Source organism: Flavobacterium soyae (genome assembly GCF_021245985.1).
GTDB classification, from domain to species: domain Bacteria; phylum Bacteroidota; class Bacteroidia; order Flavobacteriales; family Flavobacteriaceae; genus Flavobacterium; species Flavobacterium soyae.
In genome coordinates, this window is sequence record NZ_JAJQXA010000021.1 from 51,539 (window position 1) to 70,920 (window position 19,382).

General features: G+C 32.0%; 22 protein-coding genes. 13 read left to right on the top strand and 9 right to left on the bottom strand.

Annotation, left to right across the window (positions count from 1 at the left end; genetic code table 11):
* Nucleotides 1–22 precede the first annotated feature (22 nt).
* From LUU93_RS19510 to LUU93_RS19520, 3 genes are all read right to left on the bottom strand, one after another.
* Complete coding sequence (locus tag LUU93_RS19510) at nt 23–1,009, bottom strand: aldo/keto reductase (RefSeq protein ID WP_232682829.1); 987 nt, start codon at nt 1,007–1,009, stop codon at nt 23–25.
* A gap of 132 nt (nt 1,010–1,141) precedes the next feature.
* Nucleotides 1,142–2,029, bottom strand: a complete 888-nt coding sequence (gene cysM / locus LUU93_RS19515; protein WP_232682830.1) for a cysteine synthase CysM — start codon at nt 2,027–2,029, stop codon at nt 1,142–1,144.
* 1 nt (nt 2,030) lies between these two features.
* Nucleotides 2,031–2,822 carry a serine O-acetyltransferase gene (locus LUU93_RS19520; RefSeq protein ID WP_232682831.1) on the bottom strand — a complete coding sequence of 264 codons (792 nt, stop codon included), beginning with the start codon at nt 2,820–2,822 and terminating at the stop codon, nt 2,031–2,033.
* A 191-nt stretch (nt 2,823–3,013) separates the two neighbouring features.
* Here LUU93_RS19520 and LUU93_RS19525 point away from each other — a divergent pair, with 191 nt between their 5' ends.
* Entirely contained in the window at nt 3,014–3,715 is a 702-nt protein-coding gene (locus tag LUU93_RS19525; protein ID WP_232682832.1) for a DUF1003 domain-containing protein, read from the top strand.
* A 16-nt stretch (nt 3,716–3,731) separates the two neighbouring features.
* On the opposite strand, the gene LUU93_RS19530 is transcribed toward LUU93_RS19525, so the two are convergent.
* Nucleotides 3,732–4,016 carry a DUF2752 domain-containing protein gene (locus LUU93_RS19530; protein ID WP_232682833.1) on the bottom strand — a complete coding sequence of 95 codons (285 nt, stop codon included), beginning with the start codon at nt 4,014–4,016 and terminating at the stop codon, nt 3,732–3,734.
* A gap of 104 nt (nt 4,017–4,120) precedes the next feature.
* Between LUU93_RS19530 and LUU93_RS19535 the strand changes: the two genes are divergently transcribed.
* Both LUU93_RS19535 and LUU93_RS19540 read left to right on the top strand, forming a co-directional pair.
* Nucleotides 4,121–4,306 (top strand): hypothetical protein, encoded by a 186-nt coding sequence (locus tag LUU93_RS19535; protein ID WP_232682834.1) that lies wholly within the window; start codon nt 4,121–4,123, stop codon nt 4,304–4,306.
* A complete protein-coding gene (locus tag LUU93_RS19540; RefSeq protein WP_232682835.1) occupies nt 4,296–4,847 on the top strand; it encodes a DUF8465 domain-containing protein in 552 nt (183 codons plus the stop codon). The genes LUU93_RS19535 and LUU93_RS19540 overlap by 11 nt, the downstream gene beginning before the upstream one ends.
* A 142-nt stretch (nt 4,848–4,989) precedes the next feature.
* Here the strand turns inward: LUU93_RS19540 and LUU93_RS19545 are convergent, their stop codons facing one another.
* Entirely contained in the window at nt 4,990–5,976 is a 987-nt protein-coding gene (locus LUU93_RS19545) for a hypothetical protein (RefSeq protein ID WP_232682836.1), read from the bottom strand.
* An 86-nt stretch (nt 5,977–6,062) separates the two neighbouring features.
* Here LUU93_RS19545 and LUU93_RS19550 point away from each other — a divergent pair, with 86 nt between their 5' ends.
* Nucleotides 6,063–7,187, top strand: coding sequence for a cysteine desulfurase family protein (locus tag LUU93_RS19550; RefSeq protein WP_232682838.1), 1,125 nt, complete (start codon nt 6,063–6,065; stop codon nt 7,185–7,187).
* A 213-nt stretch (nt 7,188–7,400) separates the two neighbouring features.
* On the opposite strand, the gene LUU93_RS19555 is transcribed toward LUU93_RS19550, so the two are convergent.
* Both LUU93_RS19555 and LUU93_RS19560 read right to left on the bottom strand, forming a co-directional pair.
* On the bottom strand, nt 7,401–7,973 hold the full coding sequence (locus tag LUU93_RS19555) for an L-threonylcarbamoyladenylate synthase (RefSeq protein ID WP_232682839.1): 573 nt from the start codon (nt 7,971–7,973) through the stop codon (nt 7,401–7,403).
* A 40-nt stretch (nt 7,974–8,013) separates the two neighbouring features.
* A complete protein-coding gene (locus LUU93_RS19560) occupies nt 8,014–9,090 on the bottom strand; it encodes a DegT/DnrJ/EryC1/StrS family aminotransferase (RefSeq protein WP_232682840.1) in 1,077 nt (358 codons plus the stop codon).
* A 253-nt stretch (nt 9,091–9,343) separates the two neighbouring features.
* Between LUU93_RS19560 and LUU93_RS19565 the strand changes: the two genes are divergently transcribed.
* From LUU93_RS19565 to LUU93_RS19600, 8 genes are read left to right on the top strand one after another with little or no spacing between them, the layout of a single operon-like run.
* Nucleotides 9,344–9,574, top strand: a complete 231-nt coding sequence (locus LUU93_RS19565) for a phosphopantetheine-binding protein (protein ID WP_056206255.1) — start codon at nt 9,344–9,346, stop codon at nt 9,572–9,574.
* A gap of 4 nt (nt 9,575–9,578) precedes the next feature.
* Nucleotides 9,579–10,634: a ketoacyl-ACP synthase III gene (locus LUU93_RS19570; RefSeq protein ID WP_232682841.1), complete on the top strand. Its 1,056-nt coding sequence runs from the start codon at nt 9,579–9,581 to the stop codon at nt 10,632–10,634.
* A gap of 1 nt (nt 10,635) precedes the next feature.
* Nucleotides 10,636–11,373, top strand: coding sequence for an SDR family NAD(P)-dependent oxidoreductase (locus LUU93_RS19575; RefSeq protein ID WP_232682842.1), 738 nt, complete (start codon nt 10,636–10,638; stop codon nt 11,371–11,373).
* 5 nt (nt 11,374–11,378) lie between these two features.
* The gene (locus LUU93_RS19580) at nt 11,379–12,467 is read left to right on the top strand and encodes an aromatic ring-hydroxylating oxygenase subunit alpha (protein ID WP_232682843.1); all 1,089 of its coding nucleotides are present in this window, start codon (nt 11,379–11,381) and stop codon (nt 12,465–12,467) included.
* Nucleotides 12,457–13,464 carry a 3-oxoacyl-ACP synthase III family protein gene (locus LUU93_RS19585; RefSeq protein WP_232682844.1) on the top strand — a complete coding sequence of 336 codons (1,008 nt, stop codon included), beginning with the start codon at nt 12,457–12,459 and terminating at the stop codon, nt 13,462–13,464. Before LUU93_RS19580 ends, LUU93_RS19585 begins: the two co-directional genes overlap by 11 nt.
* A gap of 2 nt (nt 13,465–13,466) precedes the next feature.
* A complete protein-coding gene (locus tag LUU93_RS19590; RefSeq protein ID WP_232682845.1) occupies nt 13,467–14,102 on the top strand; it encodes a PglD-related sugar-binding protein in 636 nt (211 codons plus the stop codon).
* A 13-nt stretch (nt 14,103–14,115) separates the two neighbouring features.
* Nucleotides 14,116–15,285 carry a glycosyltransferase family 4 protein gene (locus LUU93_RS19595; RefSeq protein WP_232682846.1) on the top strand — a complete coding sequence of 390 codons (1,170 nt, stop codon included), beginning with the start codon at nt 14,116–14,118 and terminating at the stop codon, nt 15,283–15,285.
* 29 nt (nt 15,286–15,314) lie between these two features.
* The gene (locus LUU93_RS19600; protein WP_232682848.1) at nt 15,315–16,283 is read left to right on the top strand and encodes a glycosyltransferase; all 969 of its coding nucleotides are present in this window, start codon (nt 15,315–15,317) and stop codon (nt 16,281–16,283) included.
* 3 nt (nt 16,284–16,286) lie between these two features.
* Here LUU93_RS19600 and LUU93_RS19605 read toward each other — a convergent pair whose 3' ends face one another.
* Nucleotides 16,287–17,306, bottom strand: coding sequence for a glycosyltransferase family 2 protein (locus LUU93_RS19605; RefSeq protein ID WP_232682850.1), 1,020 nt, complete (start codon nt 17,304–17,306; stop codon nt 16,287–16,289).
* 117 nt (nt 17,307–17,423) lie between these two features.
* Here LUU93_RS19605 and LUU93_RS19610 point away from each other — a divergent pair, with 117 nt between their 5' ends.
* Nucleotides 17,424–18,290 carry a hypothetical protein gene (locus LUU93_RS19610; protein WP_232682851.1) on the top strand — a complete coding sequence of 289 codons (867 nt, stop codon included), beginning with the start codon at nt 17,424–17,426 and terminating at the stop codon, nt 18,288–18,290.
* 1 nt (nt 18,291) lies between these two features.
* On the opposite strand, the gene LUU93_RS19615 is transcribed toward LUU93_RS19610, so the two are convergent.
* Nucleotides 18,292–19,368, bottom strand: a complete 1,077-nt coding sequence (locus tag LUU93_RS19615; protein WP_232682852.1) for a glycosyltransferase family 4 protein — start codon at nt 19,366–19,368, stop codon at nt 18,292–18,294.
* Nucleotides 19,369–19,382: the final 14 nt, after the last annotated feature.

Below are 19,382 nucleotides of genomic sequence, written 5' to 3' on the forward strand. Positions count from 1 at the left end.
TTTTGAGGTTATTCATTATATTTTACCAAAGATGATGTACGTCTTGTTTTATATATTTTTCGTAAATTTTATTCATTTCCGAAATTTTCTCCGAACTTAATTTTGGTAAATCATATACGGATAAATTAGACAGAATATGGCTTTCTTTTGAAGCTCCGGGAATAATGCAGCTAATTTCGTTAAAACTCAAAATCCATTGCAAAGCGATAGGAGCGAGGTTTGCGGTTTCAGGAAATAAAGCCTTTAATTCTTCAACAGCTTTTAAACCTAATTCATAATCGATTCCGGAAAAAGTTTCGCCTTTGTCAAACGCATCTCCGTTTCTGTTGAAATTTCTGTGGTCTTGCGCGTCAAAAGTGGTTTTTGCATCAAATTTACCCGTTAAAAGTCCGCTTGCAAGAGGAACTCTCGCGATGATGCCAATATCTTTCTTTTTGGCTTCTGAGAAAAATAACTGCGACGGACGCTGACGAAATAAATTGAAAATAATCTGAACAGTCGTTACATTCGAATATTCGATTGCTTTCAAGGCTTCTTCAACTTTTTCGACACTTACGCCCAAGTTTAAAATTTTACCCTGATCTTTCAAACGATCAAACATTTCGAAAATTTCAGGTCGGTAATAAACTTCTGTTGGCGGGCAGTGCAGCTGAATCAAATCTAAAGTTTCTAATCCGGTTCTTTTAAGGCTGTCTTCAACAAATTTCTGAAGCACTTTTGGCTGATATCCATTATTCACATGCGGATTAATCTGACGCCCGCATTTTGTGGCAACATAAATACGCTCAGAACGTGAACGAACCACTCTTCCAACAGCAGTTTCGCTTAATCCGTTTTCATAAACATCGGCAGTATCAATAAAATTTACGCCGTTGTCGATTGCTGTATTAATAAGTTCATCAGCAGTTTTATCATTAAATCCTGATCCCCATTTCCCGCCAACCTGCCAGGTTCCGAGTGAGATTTCTGATATATTAAAGTTTGTTTTTCCTAGTTTTCTGTAAAGCATATTTTTTAGGTACAAAGGTTCAAAGTTGCAAAGGTTCAGAGGTTTTTTTGGAGTTTGGGTTTTAAGTTGCAAAGCTTTTAATCTATATAATACACTTTGTACCTTTGAACCTTTGCTCCTTTGTCCCTCTTTTTAATCAAATAAATCCGAAGACAAATATCTGTCACCGCGATCGCAGATAACGGCAACCACAACACCAGATTCTAATTGTTCTGCTATTTTTAGTGCCACAGCAACAGAACCGCCGCTGCTCATTCCTGCAAAAACGCCTTCTTCAAGTGCTAATCTTTTGGTCATTTCTCGGGCTTCTTCTTCGCTTACATCAATAAGAGTATCTACTTTTGAAGGATCAAAAATTTTAGGTAAATATTCCTGAGGCCATTTACGGATTCCCGGAATTTGAGATCCGTCGCTTGGCTGTGCGCCAATGATTTGAATAGCAGGATTTTTTTCTTTTAAATAAGTCGAAGTTCCAATGATAGTTCCTGTGGTTCCCATTGCAGAAACAAAATGCGTTACAGTTCCGTCAGTATCGTTCCAAATTTCAGGACCGGTAGTTTTATAATGTGCTTTCCAGTTGTCATCATTGGCAAACTGATTTAACATGATATAACCGCCTTCGGCCACTTTTTTGTCGGCATAATTCCTTGAGCCAATAATTCCTTCTTCAGCAGGCGTTAAAATAACTGTAGCGCCATAGGCACGCATAGTTTGTGTTCTTTCTTTTGTAGAATCTTCCGGTAAAATTAGTTCTATTTCTATTTGAAATAATTGTGCAATCATTGCAAGGGCAATTCCGGTATTACCGCTTGTTGCCTCAATTAATTTATCTCCTTTTTTAATTTCTCCTCTTTCAAGAGCCGAGGCAATCATGTTATATGCCGCTCTGTCTTTTACACTTCCGCCCGGATTATTTCCTTCCAGCTTCAGTAAAAGTTTAACGTTTTTATTTTTAACCAAATTGACAGTTTCCATCAATGGAGTATTTCCAATTAAGTTTAGTAACTTCTGTGGGCCCATTTTATTTTTTTTCTTTTATTTTAACTTCTGTAGTGGTGGTATTGAGTACAATCGAATCTTCAGGAATAGATTTAGTAATCCATGAGTTACCGCCAATAATACTGTTTTTTCCAATAATGGTTTCACCTCCTAAAATTGTTGCATTGGCATAAATGCACACATTTGCTTCAACAGTTGGATGTCTTTTAGAGTTTTTCATTTCTTTGCTTACGCTCAAAGCTCCCAGCGTAACACCCTGATAAATTTTAACGTGTTTTTTAATAACGGAAGTTTGGCCAATAACAATTCCTGTGGCGTGATCTATAAAAAATGGTGAAGCGATATCTGCACCTGCATGAATATCAGTTCCCGTAATTCTATGTGCATACTCGCTCATTAGCCTTGAAAACAGCAATAAGTCTAAATGATACAATTCATGGCTTAATCTGTAGATAGCAATAGCGTAAAAACCCGGATATGCTAAATAAACTTCATCAATGCTGTTTGATGCGGGATCATTTTCTAAAATATATTCGGCATCCTGATTTAGTTTTTCTAAAACGCCCGGAAGTTTTGCTACAAATCTGTCCCAAATCGATTCGCATAAATTTTGAGGTTTTTTGCAGGCTAAAACAGCTATTTCTTTAAAACGGATTTCAAGTTCATCAATACTTTCGTCAAGAGCAGCATTTGAATCAAAAAGAGTGTAGAAAAGCTTCTCGGTAAAATCTTCAGTTTTGGTTTTGATACCGTAGTTTATATTAGAATGGCTCTTTAAAGCCTTAATACTTTGTATGATATTGTCTTTTGTCACAATGGTAAAATTGAGTGGATATTTTAAAACGTTAAAAGTAAGGCGTTTTTTGTAAATAAGTGCATGATTTAACTAAAGAAATTTTGTTTTCAGAATTGTATTTGTGATAAATAAAAGATTGATAATTGGTTATGTTTTTATATAATTCTTAAGAAGTTAATTGTGTAAATTAGCGAATAAAATTTACAAAAATGAAAAATAATTCAACTTTTAAAAGTTCGATTTCTGATATTTCTTTTCCCGAAAGTGAGAAAATTTACGGTAAGTCTATTCATGACCCAATTTTAGGTCTCATAATAAAAGATCATCCTTCATTTTGTGATGATGACTGTATTTCGGTTCAGGAATTGAATGAATACCGTCAAAAATATATTTCTAATTATTTATCGGCAGAAATTGGTACGCTTTCAGATCTTGAAAAAAGTGTTATTTCATCTTTAAAAGAGGATAAATCAATTGTAAGTATTGTTGAAGATGAAGATGAAAAAAGAGACTTTGGACAAAAAATAGCTGATAAAGTGGCAGATTTTGGCGGAAGCTGGACCTTTATTATTTCATTTGTGGCTTTTATTGTTGTTTGGATTAGCTCAAATGTTTATCTTTTATTGAATAAAGGTTTTGATCCGTATCCGTTTATTTTATTGAATTTGATTTTATCCTGTATAGCTGCACTTCAGGCGCCGGTAATTATGATGAGTCAAAATCGTCAGGAAGAAAAAGACCGAAACCGCGCTAAAAAAGATTATATGATTAACCTGAAATCTGAATTAGAAATAAGGATGATTCATGATAAAATTGATCATTTGATTATGCATCAGCAGCAGGAACTAATCGAAATTCAGAAAGTTCAAATCGAGATGATGAATGATATTTTGAATCAGATTAAGAAATAAAAACAGGTCTGAAATATTAAAGATAAAAGTGTTTGTAGTAATAACCCAAGCACATAAAAATAATATTTATCGCTGCAGCTTTCCAGATAATTTTTTGATAATTTCTGGATTTATCTAAGAAATATAAAGCTAGTAAAATTAAAAATAACAGCGTAGTGTAGACTGCCGGATACATTTTAAAAGCGGCTGAAAACTCTCCTTGAAAAAGTAAGAATAAAGAACGTTGAAAACCACAGCCCAGACACTCAAAACCAAAGAGTTTTTTGAACAGGCAGGGGATCATATATTTTTCTAAATTCACAGGGTAATTTTTTACAATTTTACAAAAAAATATTCGATAACATTTCAGAAGAAAGAAACTTCTATTTTAAAGTTTTATACTTTTGGATTCTTAAACTTTAGAAAATGAAAGCTTTTAAAATTTTAATTATGATTCTTGCCATTTCAGTTGCATTATATGAGCAGGTTTCTGATGATAGAAATATCTATATAATGGTAATTGCAATTGCAGTTTTTATGTATGGAATGATGCAGTTAAGCGCAAAAACGCCGAGTAAAAATCAAGAAAAAGAGGAGCAGGATGTTGACTAAGGGAGATAAAGTTTCGGTCTTAGATGAAGCGATAAACGGAACAGTAGTTTCGGTTAAAAACAATGAAGTTTTGATTGAAACTGAGGATGGATTTATGATGACATTTTTTGTCAATGAGTTGCTTAAAATTCAGGATTCCAGTAATTTAATGAATTCTATTAAAAGAATTAATTTAGAAGAAATTTCGAAAGAAAAAACAGAGCCAAAACCAAGAAGTTTTGTCAGGGAAAAGAAAGATAAACGTGAAATTTCGGCTCCGGAATTTGATTTACATATCGAAAAACTGGTTCCCAATAAACGCGGAATGTCAAATTATGATATCCTGACACTGCAGACAGAAACTGCAAAAAGACATATCGAATTTGCGATTAAAAACCGTATTCCAAAAATCGTTTTTATTCACGGTGTCGGCGAAGGAATTTTAAAAGCCGAACTTGATTTTTTATTAGGCCGTTATGACGGAATTGATTTTCAGGATGCCAATTATCAAAAATATGGCTTAGGCGCAACCGAAGTTTATATTCGTCAAAATAATAAATAAAGAAATCTTATAATCTAAAATTCGTTTATTTTCAACCATAAAAAAACGTCTGTTTTTTGAATCTGATTTAATAAAAAACCGAATCAAAATGCAGACGTTTTTTGTAAGAATAAAAAGTGTTTTTTACTCTTTATAAAATGCTTTAGTTGGTCTCAGTTATTGTACCAAGAACAAAGCTGTCAGCTAAATAAAAACTGCTGTTTCCTTTTTTAAGAGTTACATTTTTTATTGTAATAGTATGCTTATAAGTAATGTTTGTTGTACCTGATGCTACTGTTGTAACTTCAATAGTACCATTATTATCTATTACACCGTTCCATACTGTACTTACGGTAGGAGCTGATGGTACAGGACTTACACAAAAATATGATTCGGTTAATGTTCCTGTATTAGATTTAAAAGTAGTATAAGTTACATTGTTTGCGGTTGACGTAATTGCTGCAGATCTTGTACCTTCTACTTTTTGGATAAGTGATGAGTCCAGATTAGTAACCTGCATGTAAGATGTTGTATTGTAATTTAAAACTTGTTTCTTATCTGTACACTGCAGTGGTTCATTTGTAAAAGTTAAATTTATTGGATCTGGTCCAGAGGTATAATTTCCAAAAACAAATTCTTCCTGGGTTTGAGGACCCGCAGGTTTTAAGAATGTAATGTTTCTAAAAACAATTTGATGATTATAACCTGTAATTCTTGTACTTCCGTCTGTTGTACTTTTATCACCTGTAACCTGTGTTGATGTAATTTCAATTATACCCGCAGTAGCCTGCCATTCTTCTGTTACATTTGGTGTTCTTGGCGGTATTGTACCACAAATATTGTCGACTGCCACTGTACCGTCATAAGCTCTGTAGACTACTCGGTAAGTTGAATTGTTAATGTCATAAGTAAGCGGTTCGCCTACAGGCGTAGCATCATTTAAAATGCTGTTTGCAGGCATCTGGATTACTAATGATTCTTGAGTTTTTAATTTATAAATTAAAGTTGGAGCAGTCTCGTCTGTACTTGAATTAGGACAGCTCGACGAAGTAAGAACATCTTCAAAATCGATTGTATCTACTGTTAAATCGCCGTCGTCGCAGCCGTTTAACAAAAGAGCCAATATTAAAAGGCTTGCATATTTTTTCATCGTAATTTTATTTGGGTCAAAAATAGTGAAAAATTTGGCAAATGATCTTTTAGATTAGACAATTGATATTTCATAACTTTGCATCAATGAAAAAAGTATATCTCGATAACGCCTCGACAACTGCCATGCGGCCTGAAGTAATTCTGGAAATGACCAAAATTATGACAGAAAATTTTGGTAACCCGTCTTCTACACATAGTTTTGGGCGAAATGCCAAAACTGTTTTAGAACTTTCAAGAAAAAGTATTGCCAGGTATTTAAACTGCTCTGCACAGGAAATTATTTTTACTTCTGGCGGAACTGAAGCAAATAACTGGATTCTGAGATCGGCTGTTGAAGATCTTAAAGCAGAGCGTATCATAACTACTAAAATTGAGCACCATGCCGTTTTATACAGCGTTTTGGCATTGCAGTCAGATTATAATATTCAGGTTGATTATGTAAACGTTAATCAAGACGGAAGTATTGATTTAACGCATCTTTCTAATTTGCTTGCTGATGAAAAGAAAACTATAGTTAGTTTAATGCATGTAAACAACGAAACAGGAACTATTTTAGATTTGGATAGAGTGGGAGTTATCTGTAAGCAATACAATGCGTTGTTTCATTCAGATACCGTTCAGTCAGTTGGAAAAACTGAAATCGATCTTCAAAAAATCCCTGTAGATTTTATTTTGGCAAGTGCGCATAAATTTCACGGACCAAAAGGTGTTGGTTTTGCCTTTATCCGTAAAAATTCGGGTCTTCAGCCTTTAATTTTTGGCGGAGAACAAGAAAAAGGCCTTCGTGCAGGTACAGAAGCCGTTCATCAAATTGCAGGAATGGCAAAGGCTTTGTCTCTTTCTTATGAAAATTTAGACGCAGAAAGAAATCATATTTCCAGTCTAAAAAAATATCTTATCGAACAATTAGAGCTTAATTTTCCAGGTTTTAGAATTAACGGAAAAAAAGATGATTTTTATAATATCATCAATATCACGCTGCCTTTTTCTTCGGATAAAACTTCAATGCTTTTATTTAATTTAGATATGAAAGGAATTGCGGTTTCCAGAGGAAGTGCCTGCCAGTCCGGAAGTATAAAACCTTCGCATGTTTTAAAAGAAATGCTTTCTGACGATGATTTAAAATTACCAAATCTTCGAATTTCATTTAGCCACTACAACACAAAAGAAGATATCGATTGGCTAATTGAGAGTCTTAAAGTTGTTTAGTTTTTTGAGGCTCAAAGGTTCAGAACAGCAAAGGTTCAAAGGGTTTTTAAAAAGGTGCTAAGGTTCTGAGGTACTAAGATTCTAAGTTTTTTCTAAATTTTAATTGAAAATATTCTTCGACTTCGCTCAGGATGACATTATTGACCTGTCAGGCTGAGCAAAGTCAAAAGCCTTTATTCAAAAAATCTAAAATCTACACTCTAAAATCTAAAATTACTTACGAATAACTTTTACCTGCGAATCGTTTGTTAATTTGATGATTGTTGATGGTTTTCCGGCAATTTTGTCCTGATTTAGTTTTACAACATAATCAACACCTTTAATGATTTCGGGATTAATGTCTTTGAAAGATATTGGCGTAGGCTGTCCTGAAATATTTGCAGAAGTCGAAACCAATGGTTTTTTCATTCTTTCCATTAATTTGAAACAAAAAGGTTCTTTTACCAATCGTATTCCGAGAGATTTATCGGCTGCAATAATATTATGTGCAACGTTTCTGGCTTCGTCTAAAATTAAAGTCGTTGGTTTTTCAGATAAATCCATAATCTGCCAGGCCACTTCGGGAACGTTTTTAAAAACGTTGTAAATCATTTTTTCACCATTCATTAAAACAATCATGCTTTGTGTTTCAGCGCGTTGTTTTAACTTGTAGATTTTGGCAACAGCATCAGGATTAGTAGCGTCACAGCCTATTCCCCAAACAGTATCTGTGGGGTAAAGAATAATGCCGCCCTCTTTAATTACTTCGTAAGCATTGTGAACTTCAGTATTTATATCTTGATTCATGACCTTAAATATTTTAATAATAACAGTATAAAACTGTTTATTATGCTGTTTGTGTATTTATAATTTGAATTATATTTTCTAAATCTGTTTCAGAAATTCCCACATATAATGGTAAACATAAAATTCGTGATGCAATAGATTCAGAAACAGGCATTTTTTCTCCTTTTGTATATTCTATAGTATTTAAAGAAGGATAAAAATAACGTCGGGGAATTATATTGTCATTTGCTAAAGCCTCTGAAACGCGTAATAAAGTTTCTTCCGAATCAAAAATTACAGGATAATAACTATAGTTCCATTCTGTATTTTCTCTTATTTTTAAAGATTTTACAGTATTGAAATTTAAGTTGTTATTATAAAAATCAACTACATTTTTTCTTTCAGAAATGATGTGATTCATATAAGGAAGTACTGCCAGACCTAATGCCGACTGCAATTCAGAAATTTTTGCATTTATCCCTAAACCATGAAAAGCTAAAGGACCATTGTGTCCAAAATTATGGCTGTAATAGAGTTGATGAAAAATGGCCGCATCGTTGCAAAACATAGCGCCGCCTTCTCCTGTATGGAATAATTTAGTGGCATGAAAACTACAAGTGCTTACATCGCCAAAATTAAATACAGACTGATTCTTAAATTTTACTCCAAAACAATGTGCGGCATCATAAATAACTTTTAGATTGTGTTTTTTTGCAATATTTTCGATAGCAATAACATCACATGGATTTCCAAAAACATGAGTTGCTAATATGGCAGTTGTTTTTGGTGTTATGGCAGCTTCAATTTTGGTTTCGTCAATTGTTAAATAATCCGGATTTATATCTACAAATACAGGCTTGCAGTTTTCCCATACAATTGCCGCAGATGTAGCAACATACGAAAATGGTGTTGTGATAATTTCACCGCCTTCTCCAAAAAGTTTTAATGCAATTTGAATAGGGATTGTACCGTTATTAGTAATTATCAAATTAGAAACATCAAGAAGATTTTTAAGCTTATCTTCTAATTCTAATGTAAGTTCGCCTCTATTTGTTAGCCAAACTTTATCCCATGCACGTTTTACATAAGAATTATATTCTTCTTGCGGGGGTAAAAAAGTTTTGGTTACAGGAATCATTTAATTATGGATTTAATGAGTTTAATTTATCATTACGGATAAACTATTGTTATATTTGCGGGGTAAAATTAGGAAAAGAAACCTTAATTTTTGGTATTAATAAATATTATAACATCGTGTGAAGTTCAACTCGTTGTTAACATACTTGGCTAACAGGGTTTTAAAGGGTTATTGATAAAATTAAAGGAATACTTTTTTGATGTTTTAAAAAATCAATAATAAAGAATAAACAAAAATAAATTATAGGATTACTATGGAAATCAACGCTTTTTTGAAAAATTTTGCAGACATTTTAGATGATACTGATGCAGCTTTAATTACACAGGAAACTGTTTTTAGAGATTTAGATGAGTGGAACTCATTAACAGCTTTATCATTAATTGCAATGGCAGATGAAGAATATTCTGTGAAGTTAACGGGAGATGATATTAAATCTTCAGATTCATTAAATGATATCTTCGAAATAATTAAAAATAAAGGATAATTAAATGGCCGTTTTTTCAATAAATGATATTATAATAAAAGGTATTTCTTGCTGTGTTCCTAAAAATAAGGAACGCAATATTGACTTGGATATATTGACAAAGGAAGAAATTCAAAAATTTATAGATGTAACAGGAGTTGAAGAACGACGTATTGCTGCAAAAGAAATTTGTACGTCTGATTTATGCTGTGAATCTGCCGAAAAATTAATTAAAGATTTAAACTGGCAGAAAGACGAAATCGAAATTCTGGTTTTTGTTTCGCAAACAGGCGATTATATTTTACCAATTTCTGCTGCCATTCTTCAGGACAGATTAGGTTTGTCTACCAATTGTATTGCTTTTGATGTTCCGCTGGGATGTTCAGGTTATGTATACGGAATGTCGATTATTGCTGGAATGATGAAAGCAGCAGGTTTAAAAAAAGGGTTGCTTTTGGCAGGAGATACAATTAGTAAAATTGTTTCAGATAAGGATAAAAGTACATTGCCGCTTTTTGGTGATGCCGGAAGCGCAACTGCATTTGAACTTAGTGAAAATAACGGAAACTGGCTTTTTGATTTAGGTACAGATGGCTCAGGTTATAAAACGATAATTGTACCCGACGGAGGATCAAGAAACAGAATAAACGCAGATTCTTTAGAAATAAAAATTATTGAAGAAGGCATCAGCCGTAATTCCTGTGATTTAGTTCTTGATGGTATGGATGTTTTTGGTTTTGGAATATCGCAAGGGCCTAAAACAGTAAATAAACTGTTAGAAAAATACGCGATTGATAAAGAAAAAATAGATTACTTTATTTTTCATCAGGCAAATTTGATGATGAATAAAATGATTGCTAAAAAGTTAAAACTTCCTGTTGAAAAAGTTCCATATTCGTTACAGCATTTTGGAAACACTTCATCAGCTACAATTCCGTTGACGATAGTAACAGAATTAAAAGATAAAATAGAAAATAAATCTTCTAATTTATTAATGTGCGGTTTTGGTGTAGGATTATCATGGGGAACGGTGTTTGTTGAAGATTGTAAAATAGAGGTTCTGGAATTAATAGAATTATAGAATGATTACATTACAAGATAAAAATATATTAGTTACAGGTGCATCTCAGGGAATTGGCAGAGAAATAGCAATTTCTGCTTCAAAATTAGGAGCAACTGTTACTATAGTTGGAAGAAATGTAGAAAAACTGCAGGAAACAATTTCATTACTGAGTGGAAGTGGCCACAAAATGCAGGTTGTTGACCTTTCTAATGCTGCAGATATCGATGAATTAATATCGCAAAGTTTACCTTATGACGGTGTTATTTTTAACGCTGGTATTGTAGAATACCTGCCGGTTAAGTTTTTGAACGAAAGTAAAATAGATGCTGTTTTTTCTGTAAACTTTGACAGTAATGTTGTTTTAAGCCAAAAACTAATCAAAAAGAAATTGCTGAATAAAAAAGCATCCCTTGTTTTTATATCATCAATTTCCTCAAAATTAGGCGTGGGCGGGACTGCTATGTACGCAGCGTCTAAAGCCGCTTTAATATCTTTTTCTAAAGTATTGGCTACAGAACTGGCTCCGCAGGGAATTAGATCAAACAGTATTTGCCCCGGAATTGTTAAAACAGCAATGACAGAACAGGCAAATGACGCAGCTTCTGAAGAAGAATTAAAAAAAGCTGAATTAGAATATCCGCTGGGATATGGAGAACCATCAGATGTTGCCGGACTGGTTATGTATTTATTAAGCGATATGAGTAAATGGATGACAGGTTCTGACTTAATTATTGATGGCGGATTCACATTAAAATAAAAATTATGAATTCAAACATACCTGCTTTTCATTATTATGATGACGCTGTTTTTGGGCAAGAAAACAATATGCTTTTTAAAAAAGTGTGGCATTTTGTGGGGTTCAGATCAGATTTTTTAAATGATAATGATTTCATTGCTTTAAAAATTGCAGGCACACCGGTTGTGGTTCAAAATGTGAGAGGTGAAATTAAATCATTTTTAAACGTTTGTTCACACCGCTTTTCCATAATTCAGCAAGAAGCCTCTGGAAATAGACCTTTAGTTTGTCCTTATCATGGATGGGCATATGATAAAAACGGAATTCCAAGCGGAATTCCGAAAAAGCCTTTGTTTAAAAAATTCTCTAAAGAGGAACTTTGCGAAATGAAATTAAAGGAATTTAAAGTTTCATTTTGCGGAGATTTATGTTTTGTTTCCTTAAATGAAGACATTGAACCTTTAGAAGACTTTATAGGCGTATTTTATGATGAATTAAAAACAATGTCGTTAAGTTTAGGAAATAGAATTGATGTTAATTCTATGGAAATAAATGCAAACTGGAAAGTGATTGTCGAAAATACACTTGAAAGTTATCACGTTGGTTTAGTCCATGCCGAAACACTTGCCAAATTAGAACCTTCGGGATTAGATTTTGCTTTTGATAAAAATAATTCAAGCTGGACCAGTGATTTGAATATCGTAAAAGATAAAGGAGGTTATAAAAAAATCGACACCTATTATTCACCAAGAAGTTACGATATAGAAGGTTACAAACATATACTTATTTTTCCTAATTTGTTGATATCGAGTACACACGGTATTTCTTTTAATTATTCTTTAATTGAACCAATTACACCAGACAGTACAAAATTTACAAGTTACGTTTTTACAGCGGCTGCAAACGATTCTGAAAAAACACCAATTGTTATTAAAGCTTTTGAAGAATCTTTAATCGGTTTTAACAGACAGGTTTTTGATGAAGATAAAGCGGTATGTCAGCTTGTTCAGCAAGGAGTAAGACATACTAATTTATCAGGAAAACTTTCTGATGAAGAAGAACGGGTACATCATTTTCAAAAACAATATTTAAAATTCCTGGAAAATGAAAGCTAATATAAAAGCCATATCTTATTATCTTCCGGAAGAAATTCTGTCGAATGATTTAATAAATAAAGAGTTTCCGGAATGGGATATTGAAAAAATCAGCTCTAAAACGGGAATCAATTCAAGACATATAAGTGCAAAAGATGAGTTTTCATCTGATATGGCAGTAAAAGCCGCAGAACGATTATTTGCAGAGCATAATATTGATAAATCGACTATTGATTATTTATTGTTTTGTACCCAAAGCCCAGATTATTTCCTGCCTACAACGGCTTGTATTATTCAGGATAAATTAGGACTAAATACTTCAATAGGAGCTTTAGATTTTAACCTTGGATGTTCAGGGTTTGTTTATGGATTAAGTTTGGCTAAAGGTTTAATAGCAGGAGAAATGGCAAAAAATGTTTTGTTGATTACCTCAGAAACCTATTCTAAATTCATTCATCATAAAGATAAAAGTAACAAAACTATTTTTGGGGACGCCGCTGCCGCAACATTAATATCAAGCGAAAGAGGATTTTGTTCTCTCGATAAATTTATTTTTGGAACGGATGGAAAAGGGGCAGAAAACTTAATTGTAAAACAAGGCGGAATGCGTTTTCCGGTTTCTAATGAAAATGAAGATATTCAGGATGAATTTGGAAACGTTCGAAATGATAAAAATTTGTACATGAACGGCGCAGAAATCTTCAATTTTACAGGAGAATTTGTTCCCAAACTTACTGAGGCTATTTTAGAGAAATCGAACTTAACTAAAGAAGATATTGATTTATATATCTTTCATCAGGCAAATAAATATATGCTTAACCACCTGAGAAAGAAAATAAAAATTCCCGAAGAAAAGTTTTTTATTGCAATGGAAGAATGTGGAAACACAGTTTCATCAACAATTCCTATTGCTTTATATGAAGCTCAAAAACAAGGGAAATTAATAGAATCCAAGAATTTGATATTGGCAGGATTTGGCGTAGGATATTCCTGGGCTGCTTGTAACTTAATAATTTAAAGATGAAAAATTTAGTCATAATAGGAGCAAGAGGGTATGGTCGTGAGGTATGCGGGCTTGCAAGACAATGTTCGGGCTATAATACTGAATATACTATAAAAGGTTTCTTAGATGATAAATTAGATGCTTTAGACGGTTTTGAAAATTACCCTGCTATCATTTCATCAGTAGAAAATTATGAAATTCAGGATAATGATGTATTTGTTTGCGCACTTGGAGATCTGCAATGGAAAAAACATTATGTCGAAATAATTTTATCAAAAGGAGGTCAATTTATTAATTTGATTCACCCAACGGTAGTTTTTACATCAAACGTAAAATTGGGTAACGGTATAATTATTTTCATGTATTCTAACATTAGCAACGACTGCGTGCTTGATGATTTTGTAACAATTCAGGGATTTGTAGCCATTGGGCATGATTCTAAAATTGGGAAATGGTGTCATATAAATGCCTATAGTTTTACCGGAGGTTATGCTGTTTTAGAAGAAGAAGTATGCTTAAATACTCGATCTACAGTTTTACCTAATATTATCGTTCGAAAAGGCGCAACAGTTGGTGCTGCCAGCCTTGTTATTAAAAACGTAAAAGAAAACACTACTGTTTTTGGGGTTCCTGCAAAAAAAATGGAGTTTTAAAGAAAAGAAATAAATGGATAATAGGAAAAATATTTTAATGATTTGTTCCTGGCTTGATTATGAACTGAGACTAGGCAGCTTTTTTATGGATCAGGCTTTAGTGTTAAGTGATAATTTTAATTTTATTCTGATAAATTTCAGACCGGTAAAATTAAAACCTAAAAATTTCAATAAAATTTTTAAGATCGAAAAAAATATTTATGAAGATAAAGTAACCATTCTTTATCTATATTATCCTGTGTTTAAAATTTTTAAAAGCAATTTCTTTTTGAAGTTAATTGAGAAGAAAGCATTTCGAGTTTTGCGTAAATACTTAAAGAAAGATAAAATTGAAATTGATCTGGTTCATGCACAAAGTGTTTTTGATGCAGTATTTTGGGCTTTAAGTTATCACGAAGAGTATAAAACGCCTTATTTGCTAACAGAGCATAACCAATTTACATTAAGAAATATCAGAAAACCAAAAATTAAAAAACTTGATTCTGCTTTAAAAAACTCAAAGTTTAATTTAGTAGTAAGTAATGATTTAGTTAGACAATTTGCTGCTAATTATTTTTTCAGCGATTTTGTAAACGTTGGTAATATGGTGAATGAGCAATTGTTTAATAATAACAATAGAAACTCAAGTGAGTTTTTTGAGATTACAACAGTTGGAGCTTTTGCACCTATAAAAGATCAAATTACAGCCTTAAGAGCATTGAAAATTATTGACGATCTAAATTATCCAAAAATTAAATTTACCTGGATTGGTATAAATGCTTGGGAAATTGGTTCAGAAGATGAAGTCGATAGTTTAATTTCAAGTTTTAAATTCAAAAATATCGAAATTGAAATTGTCAAATTAGCCTCAAAAACAGAAATTGTTTTGGCTTTGCAAAAGTCAGATGTATTTGTTTTTACAAGTATTTGCGAAACATTTGGGATTTCTCCTTTAGAAGCTTTATTTACAGGGGTTCCTGTTATCACTACTCAATCAGGCGGGGTGAATGAATTTATTAATAAGGAAAATGGAATTATTGTTCCTATAAAAGATTCTAAAGCGATTGCTGAAAATATTTTAAAAATCCTGAATAAAGAATTACAATTTAATTCTGAATTGATATCTAAAAACGCAATATCCAGTTTTGGAACTAAGGCATTTAAAGAAAAAATGATTCCAATTTATAATAGAAGTATAGCTTAATGATGTTTCAAGAAAATAAAGAATTTAAGATGAAAGATCAAAACAGCATCATTTCAAATTGGGAAAATAATGAAACTCACCCGTTGGTTAGTATTATTTGTACCACCTTTAATCACGAAAACTTTATAAAGGAAACTTTAGAAGGCTTTTTAAGTCAGAAGACTAAATTTTCTTTTGAAATAATAATTCATGATGATGCTTCTACAGATAATACGGTTAGTATAATAAATGATTTTGTCTCAAAATATCCCTTAATAATTACACCGATTTTTCAAAAGGAAAATCAATATTCTAAAAAAGAGGTTAATATATGGAGCGATTTTACTTTCCCCATGACACAAGGAAAATACATAGCCTTATGCGAAGGAGATGATTACTGGATAGATGAATTAAAACTGCAGAAACAAGTTGATTTTTTAGAAAACAATCTTGATTATGTAATTACCTGGACGGATTTTTATACTAAAAAAGAAGCTGAATTAATCCCTAATGATTTCAGCAGTACCTTGCCGGCTGTTTATACAATTGATTTTAATACACTTTTTAAACCTTATTGTACTTATACTTTAACAAGCGTTTTCAAGAAAGATGCAGTTGATCCTTTAGATTACAAAAAATTCCGATACAGTAAAGATAATACACTTTATGCTTTGGCTCTTTGTAACGGAAAAGGAGCTTTCTTGAATTTTCAAGGCGCTGTTTACAGATGGCATTCAGGCGGGATTTATTCTTTGCAGACACCTTTCCTGCAGCGTTATTCATCTTATCTAAACTTAAAAGAGATATTTGAAAACATTCCGCAGTCCAGAACGCAAAACATTAAAAAAGTTTTGAGAACCTTGCTAAAAGCTTCAGCTTTTGAGGCTTTAAAATTGCGTAAAAATAAAGAGCTCAAAAACAGCAAAGATCATGAAAATGCTATAAATGAATTTTTAGATGAAGCAGGATTTTCTTTAAAACTTAAATACTTGTGGCGTTATATTAAATCAAGCATATAACAACTATTTGCCGGTTAACGATTTAAAATAGAGCAGTACTTTATCAACAAAATTTATTTTTTGAAACAATGTGCTTTCGTTATTTTTCAAATGTTTATAAAATGAACGTTTATACGAGCCCGCATTGCGAATAGTGCGTATTAAATTTTTAGTGATATGTTTTTGAAAAATTTCTTGGTTAAAATATCTTAGTTTTGCATTTTGCGAAAGCAGGAGTTTTGATGCATTAATAGTTTCGATAATTTCTTCTGGAGAAAGACCTTTTTTAAACGAAACAGCATTTAGGTAAAAATCAATTTTAGAATCGGCAGGATTTATTTCAAGTGCAGCCAATTGATTTATTTTTACTTTTTTTACAGATCGGTTTACGTTATCAATTTTTGTTTTACTGATATTGTTATTGTGCTGTCTGTAATTTAATAAAGATTCAGGAATATTATAAAAGTTAGTTTTGGCTAATAATCTGCTCCATAAATCATAATCCTCAACAGGAACATATTCATTATCGAATTTTAGATCGCCTAACACTTCTTTCTTAAACATTACAGTTGGATTCCCGATGTTACAACTGTGTAAAAAAGATACTTTTATAGTATCTGGATTTGTATTATGTTTTATGATTTTATCTTTTTTTGATCCAAAAAAAGTAAACCATGTACCGCAGACTCCAATTTCAGGATTGTTTTTAAGTACTGCAATTTGTTTTTCAAAACGTGTTGGGAGAGCAATATCATCAGCATCCATTAATGCAATATAAGTGCCTTTTGCAGCGTTAATACCTTCATTCCTAAGGTTTGCCGGTCCAACATTTTGTTCTTTGTCGATAATAATTATTCGATTATCTTTAGATTGAAAGCTTTTAATTATTTCTAAACTTCCATCTGTAGATTTATCATTTAAAATGATAAGCTCAAAGTCTGAAAATGTTTGATTTAGAATACTTTCAATACTTTCGTACAAAAATGAAGCTGCATTATAGACAGGAATTATCACAGAAATTTCAGGAAATCGAAGAATTTGCATGGTTTTTGTTTTAAAAGGCAAAGATAAGGTTTGAGTTAAAATTATCTTAAAAAATCAAAAGTAAATTTCATAGATAATTTCGGAATGTTTTTATCTTTGCCCAACAAATTTAAATAAATGAAAAAAATTCAAGTTGGATTTTTAGTGTCGTATGATTATGAATTGCTTAAAATTGCGATTCCACAAGTATATAAAGAATCTGACTCAATTTTTTTAGCAATTGATAAAGAAAGAAAGACCTGGAAAGGAGAATCTTTTGTAATAGAAGACAGCTTTTTTCAATGGTTAAGGTCTATTGATGTCGATTTTAAAATAGAAATATTAGAAGACAATTTTTATCATCCTGAATTGACCAGCATGCAATGTGAAGTTTTGGAACGAAAAATTCTTGCTGAAAAAATGGGCATAGGAAACTGGCTCATACAATTAGATGCAGATGAATATTTTTTTGATTTTAAGGCATTTGTAAAATTCTTAAAATCTAAGAATTATTATCTTGATAATCCTGAAAAAAATCAAATTCAGGTATCTCCTTATTTGATAAACTTATATAAAAGGATAGATGACGGAATATTGTATGTTGAAAAACCTACAAAAATTATGGTTGCCACAAATTTCCCAAGTTACAAGGTAGGAAGACAGACTCGTAAGAGAATAATTTATTATAAAGGTTTAATACTTCATGAATGTATATCCAGAACAAAGGAAGAGCTGGAGATGAAGTTTAATAATTGGGGACATGATATAGATATTAATAAAGAAGAGTTTTTGGAAAAATGGGAAACGGTAAATGAAAGCAACTACAAAAGTATGCGAAACTTCTTTTACATGGAACCTGAAAAATGGAAAAAACTTGCATTTGTAAAGGGCACGACCTTTAATGAAATTGGCAAAAATTTAGATTTTTCAAAAGTACTGCCTTCAGATTTATATATATGGAAGAAAAACTTTGGACAATGGTTTAAACACTTAACAAAGAAGTAGCTTACTTCAAAATTTGATTATAGACTTTTAAATAATCCGAAGCTGCAATTTTCCAATCGAAACTTGCAGCCCTTTTTTTAAGCAAAGTTTCTATTTCTTCCTTATTTCGGTCAAAATTTTCTAATCCATTAAAAAGTATATTTTTCATATACTCGGGATCGAAATCTGTCCAATAATTGGCTATATCCCCACCAATTTCCGGTAAAGAAGTTTTGTCGGATAAAAATACAGGTTTACCAAAACTCATAGCTTCAATTGGAGGCAGACCAAAACCTTCTCTTATAGAAGGAAAAAGAAAAGCTGTACAGTTTTTCATGTAATACTGCTTGGCTCGATCGCTCACTTTACCGGTTAAAAATACTCGATTTTGTAAACCATTTTCATCGATTAGCTTTCTAATCACTGATCCATATTTTTTATTATTATTTCCTGAAATGATTAAATTAAAATCTTTTATTAACTTCATCATGTTAACGATTGAAACGTAATTTTTTCGTTCAATAAAATCACCTATTGTATAAAAAAAAGGTTTGTCTAAAGGTAGACTGCTTACAAAATTAGAGGTATCTAATAAAGTAGAAATTGGATTTCCGTTATAAATAATATGCTCAGGAACATTAGGAACCTGAAAGTATTGATGAGTCTGTTTTTTTGCAAATTCAGAGATATAAGTTATCTCTGTAGCTCTGTTTAATTTCTCAATGAATAAGCCATTGCGTTTGTGGTTCATGTCTGCAGATATTTCTTCTACAAAATTTACATCATGAATTGTGAGAAGATATTTGGTGTCCGTTCTTGGCTCTAATTTAGAATTTTGATTTACAGAATGCCATAAATCAAATTTTTCCATAGGTCTAAAAGGCTTGTATCTATGAAATGATCTGTATTTATGATATTTAAATTTATCACCAAACTCATTTCTAAGCAAGTCAGGTTTACCAGAATTGAGTTGAATCTCCAGATTATCAAATGAGAGTTGATTTAGTCCTTTAATTAGTTCATAATTAAAAGTACCCAAGCCAGTTGCTCTATTGTTAATATTGTGAGTTTCTAAAAAAACGCTTTTCCTATCTGACATATTTTTTTTAACGA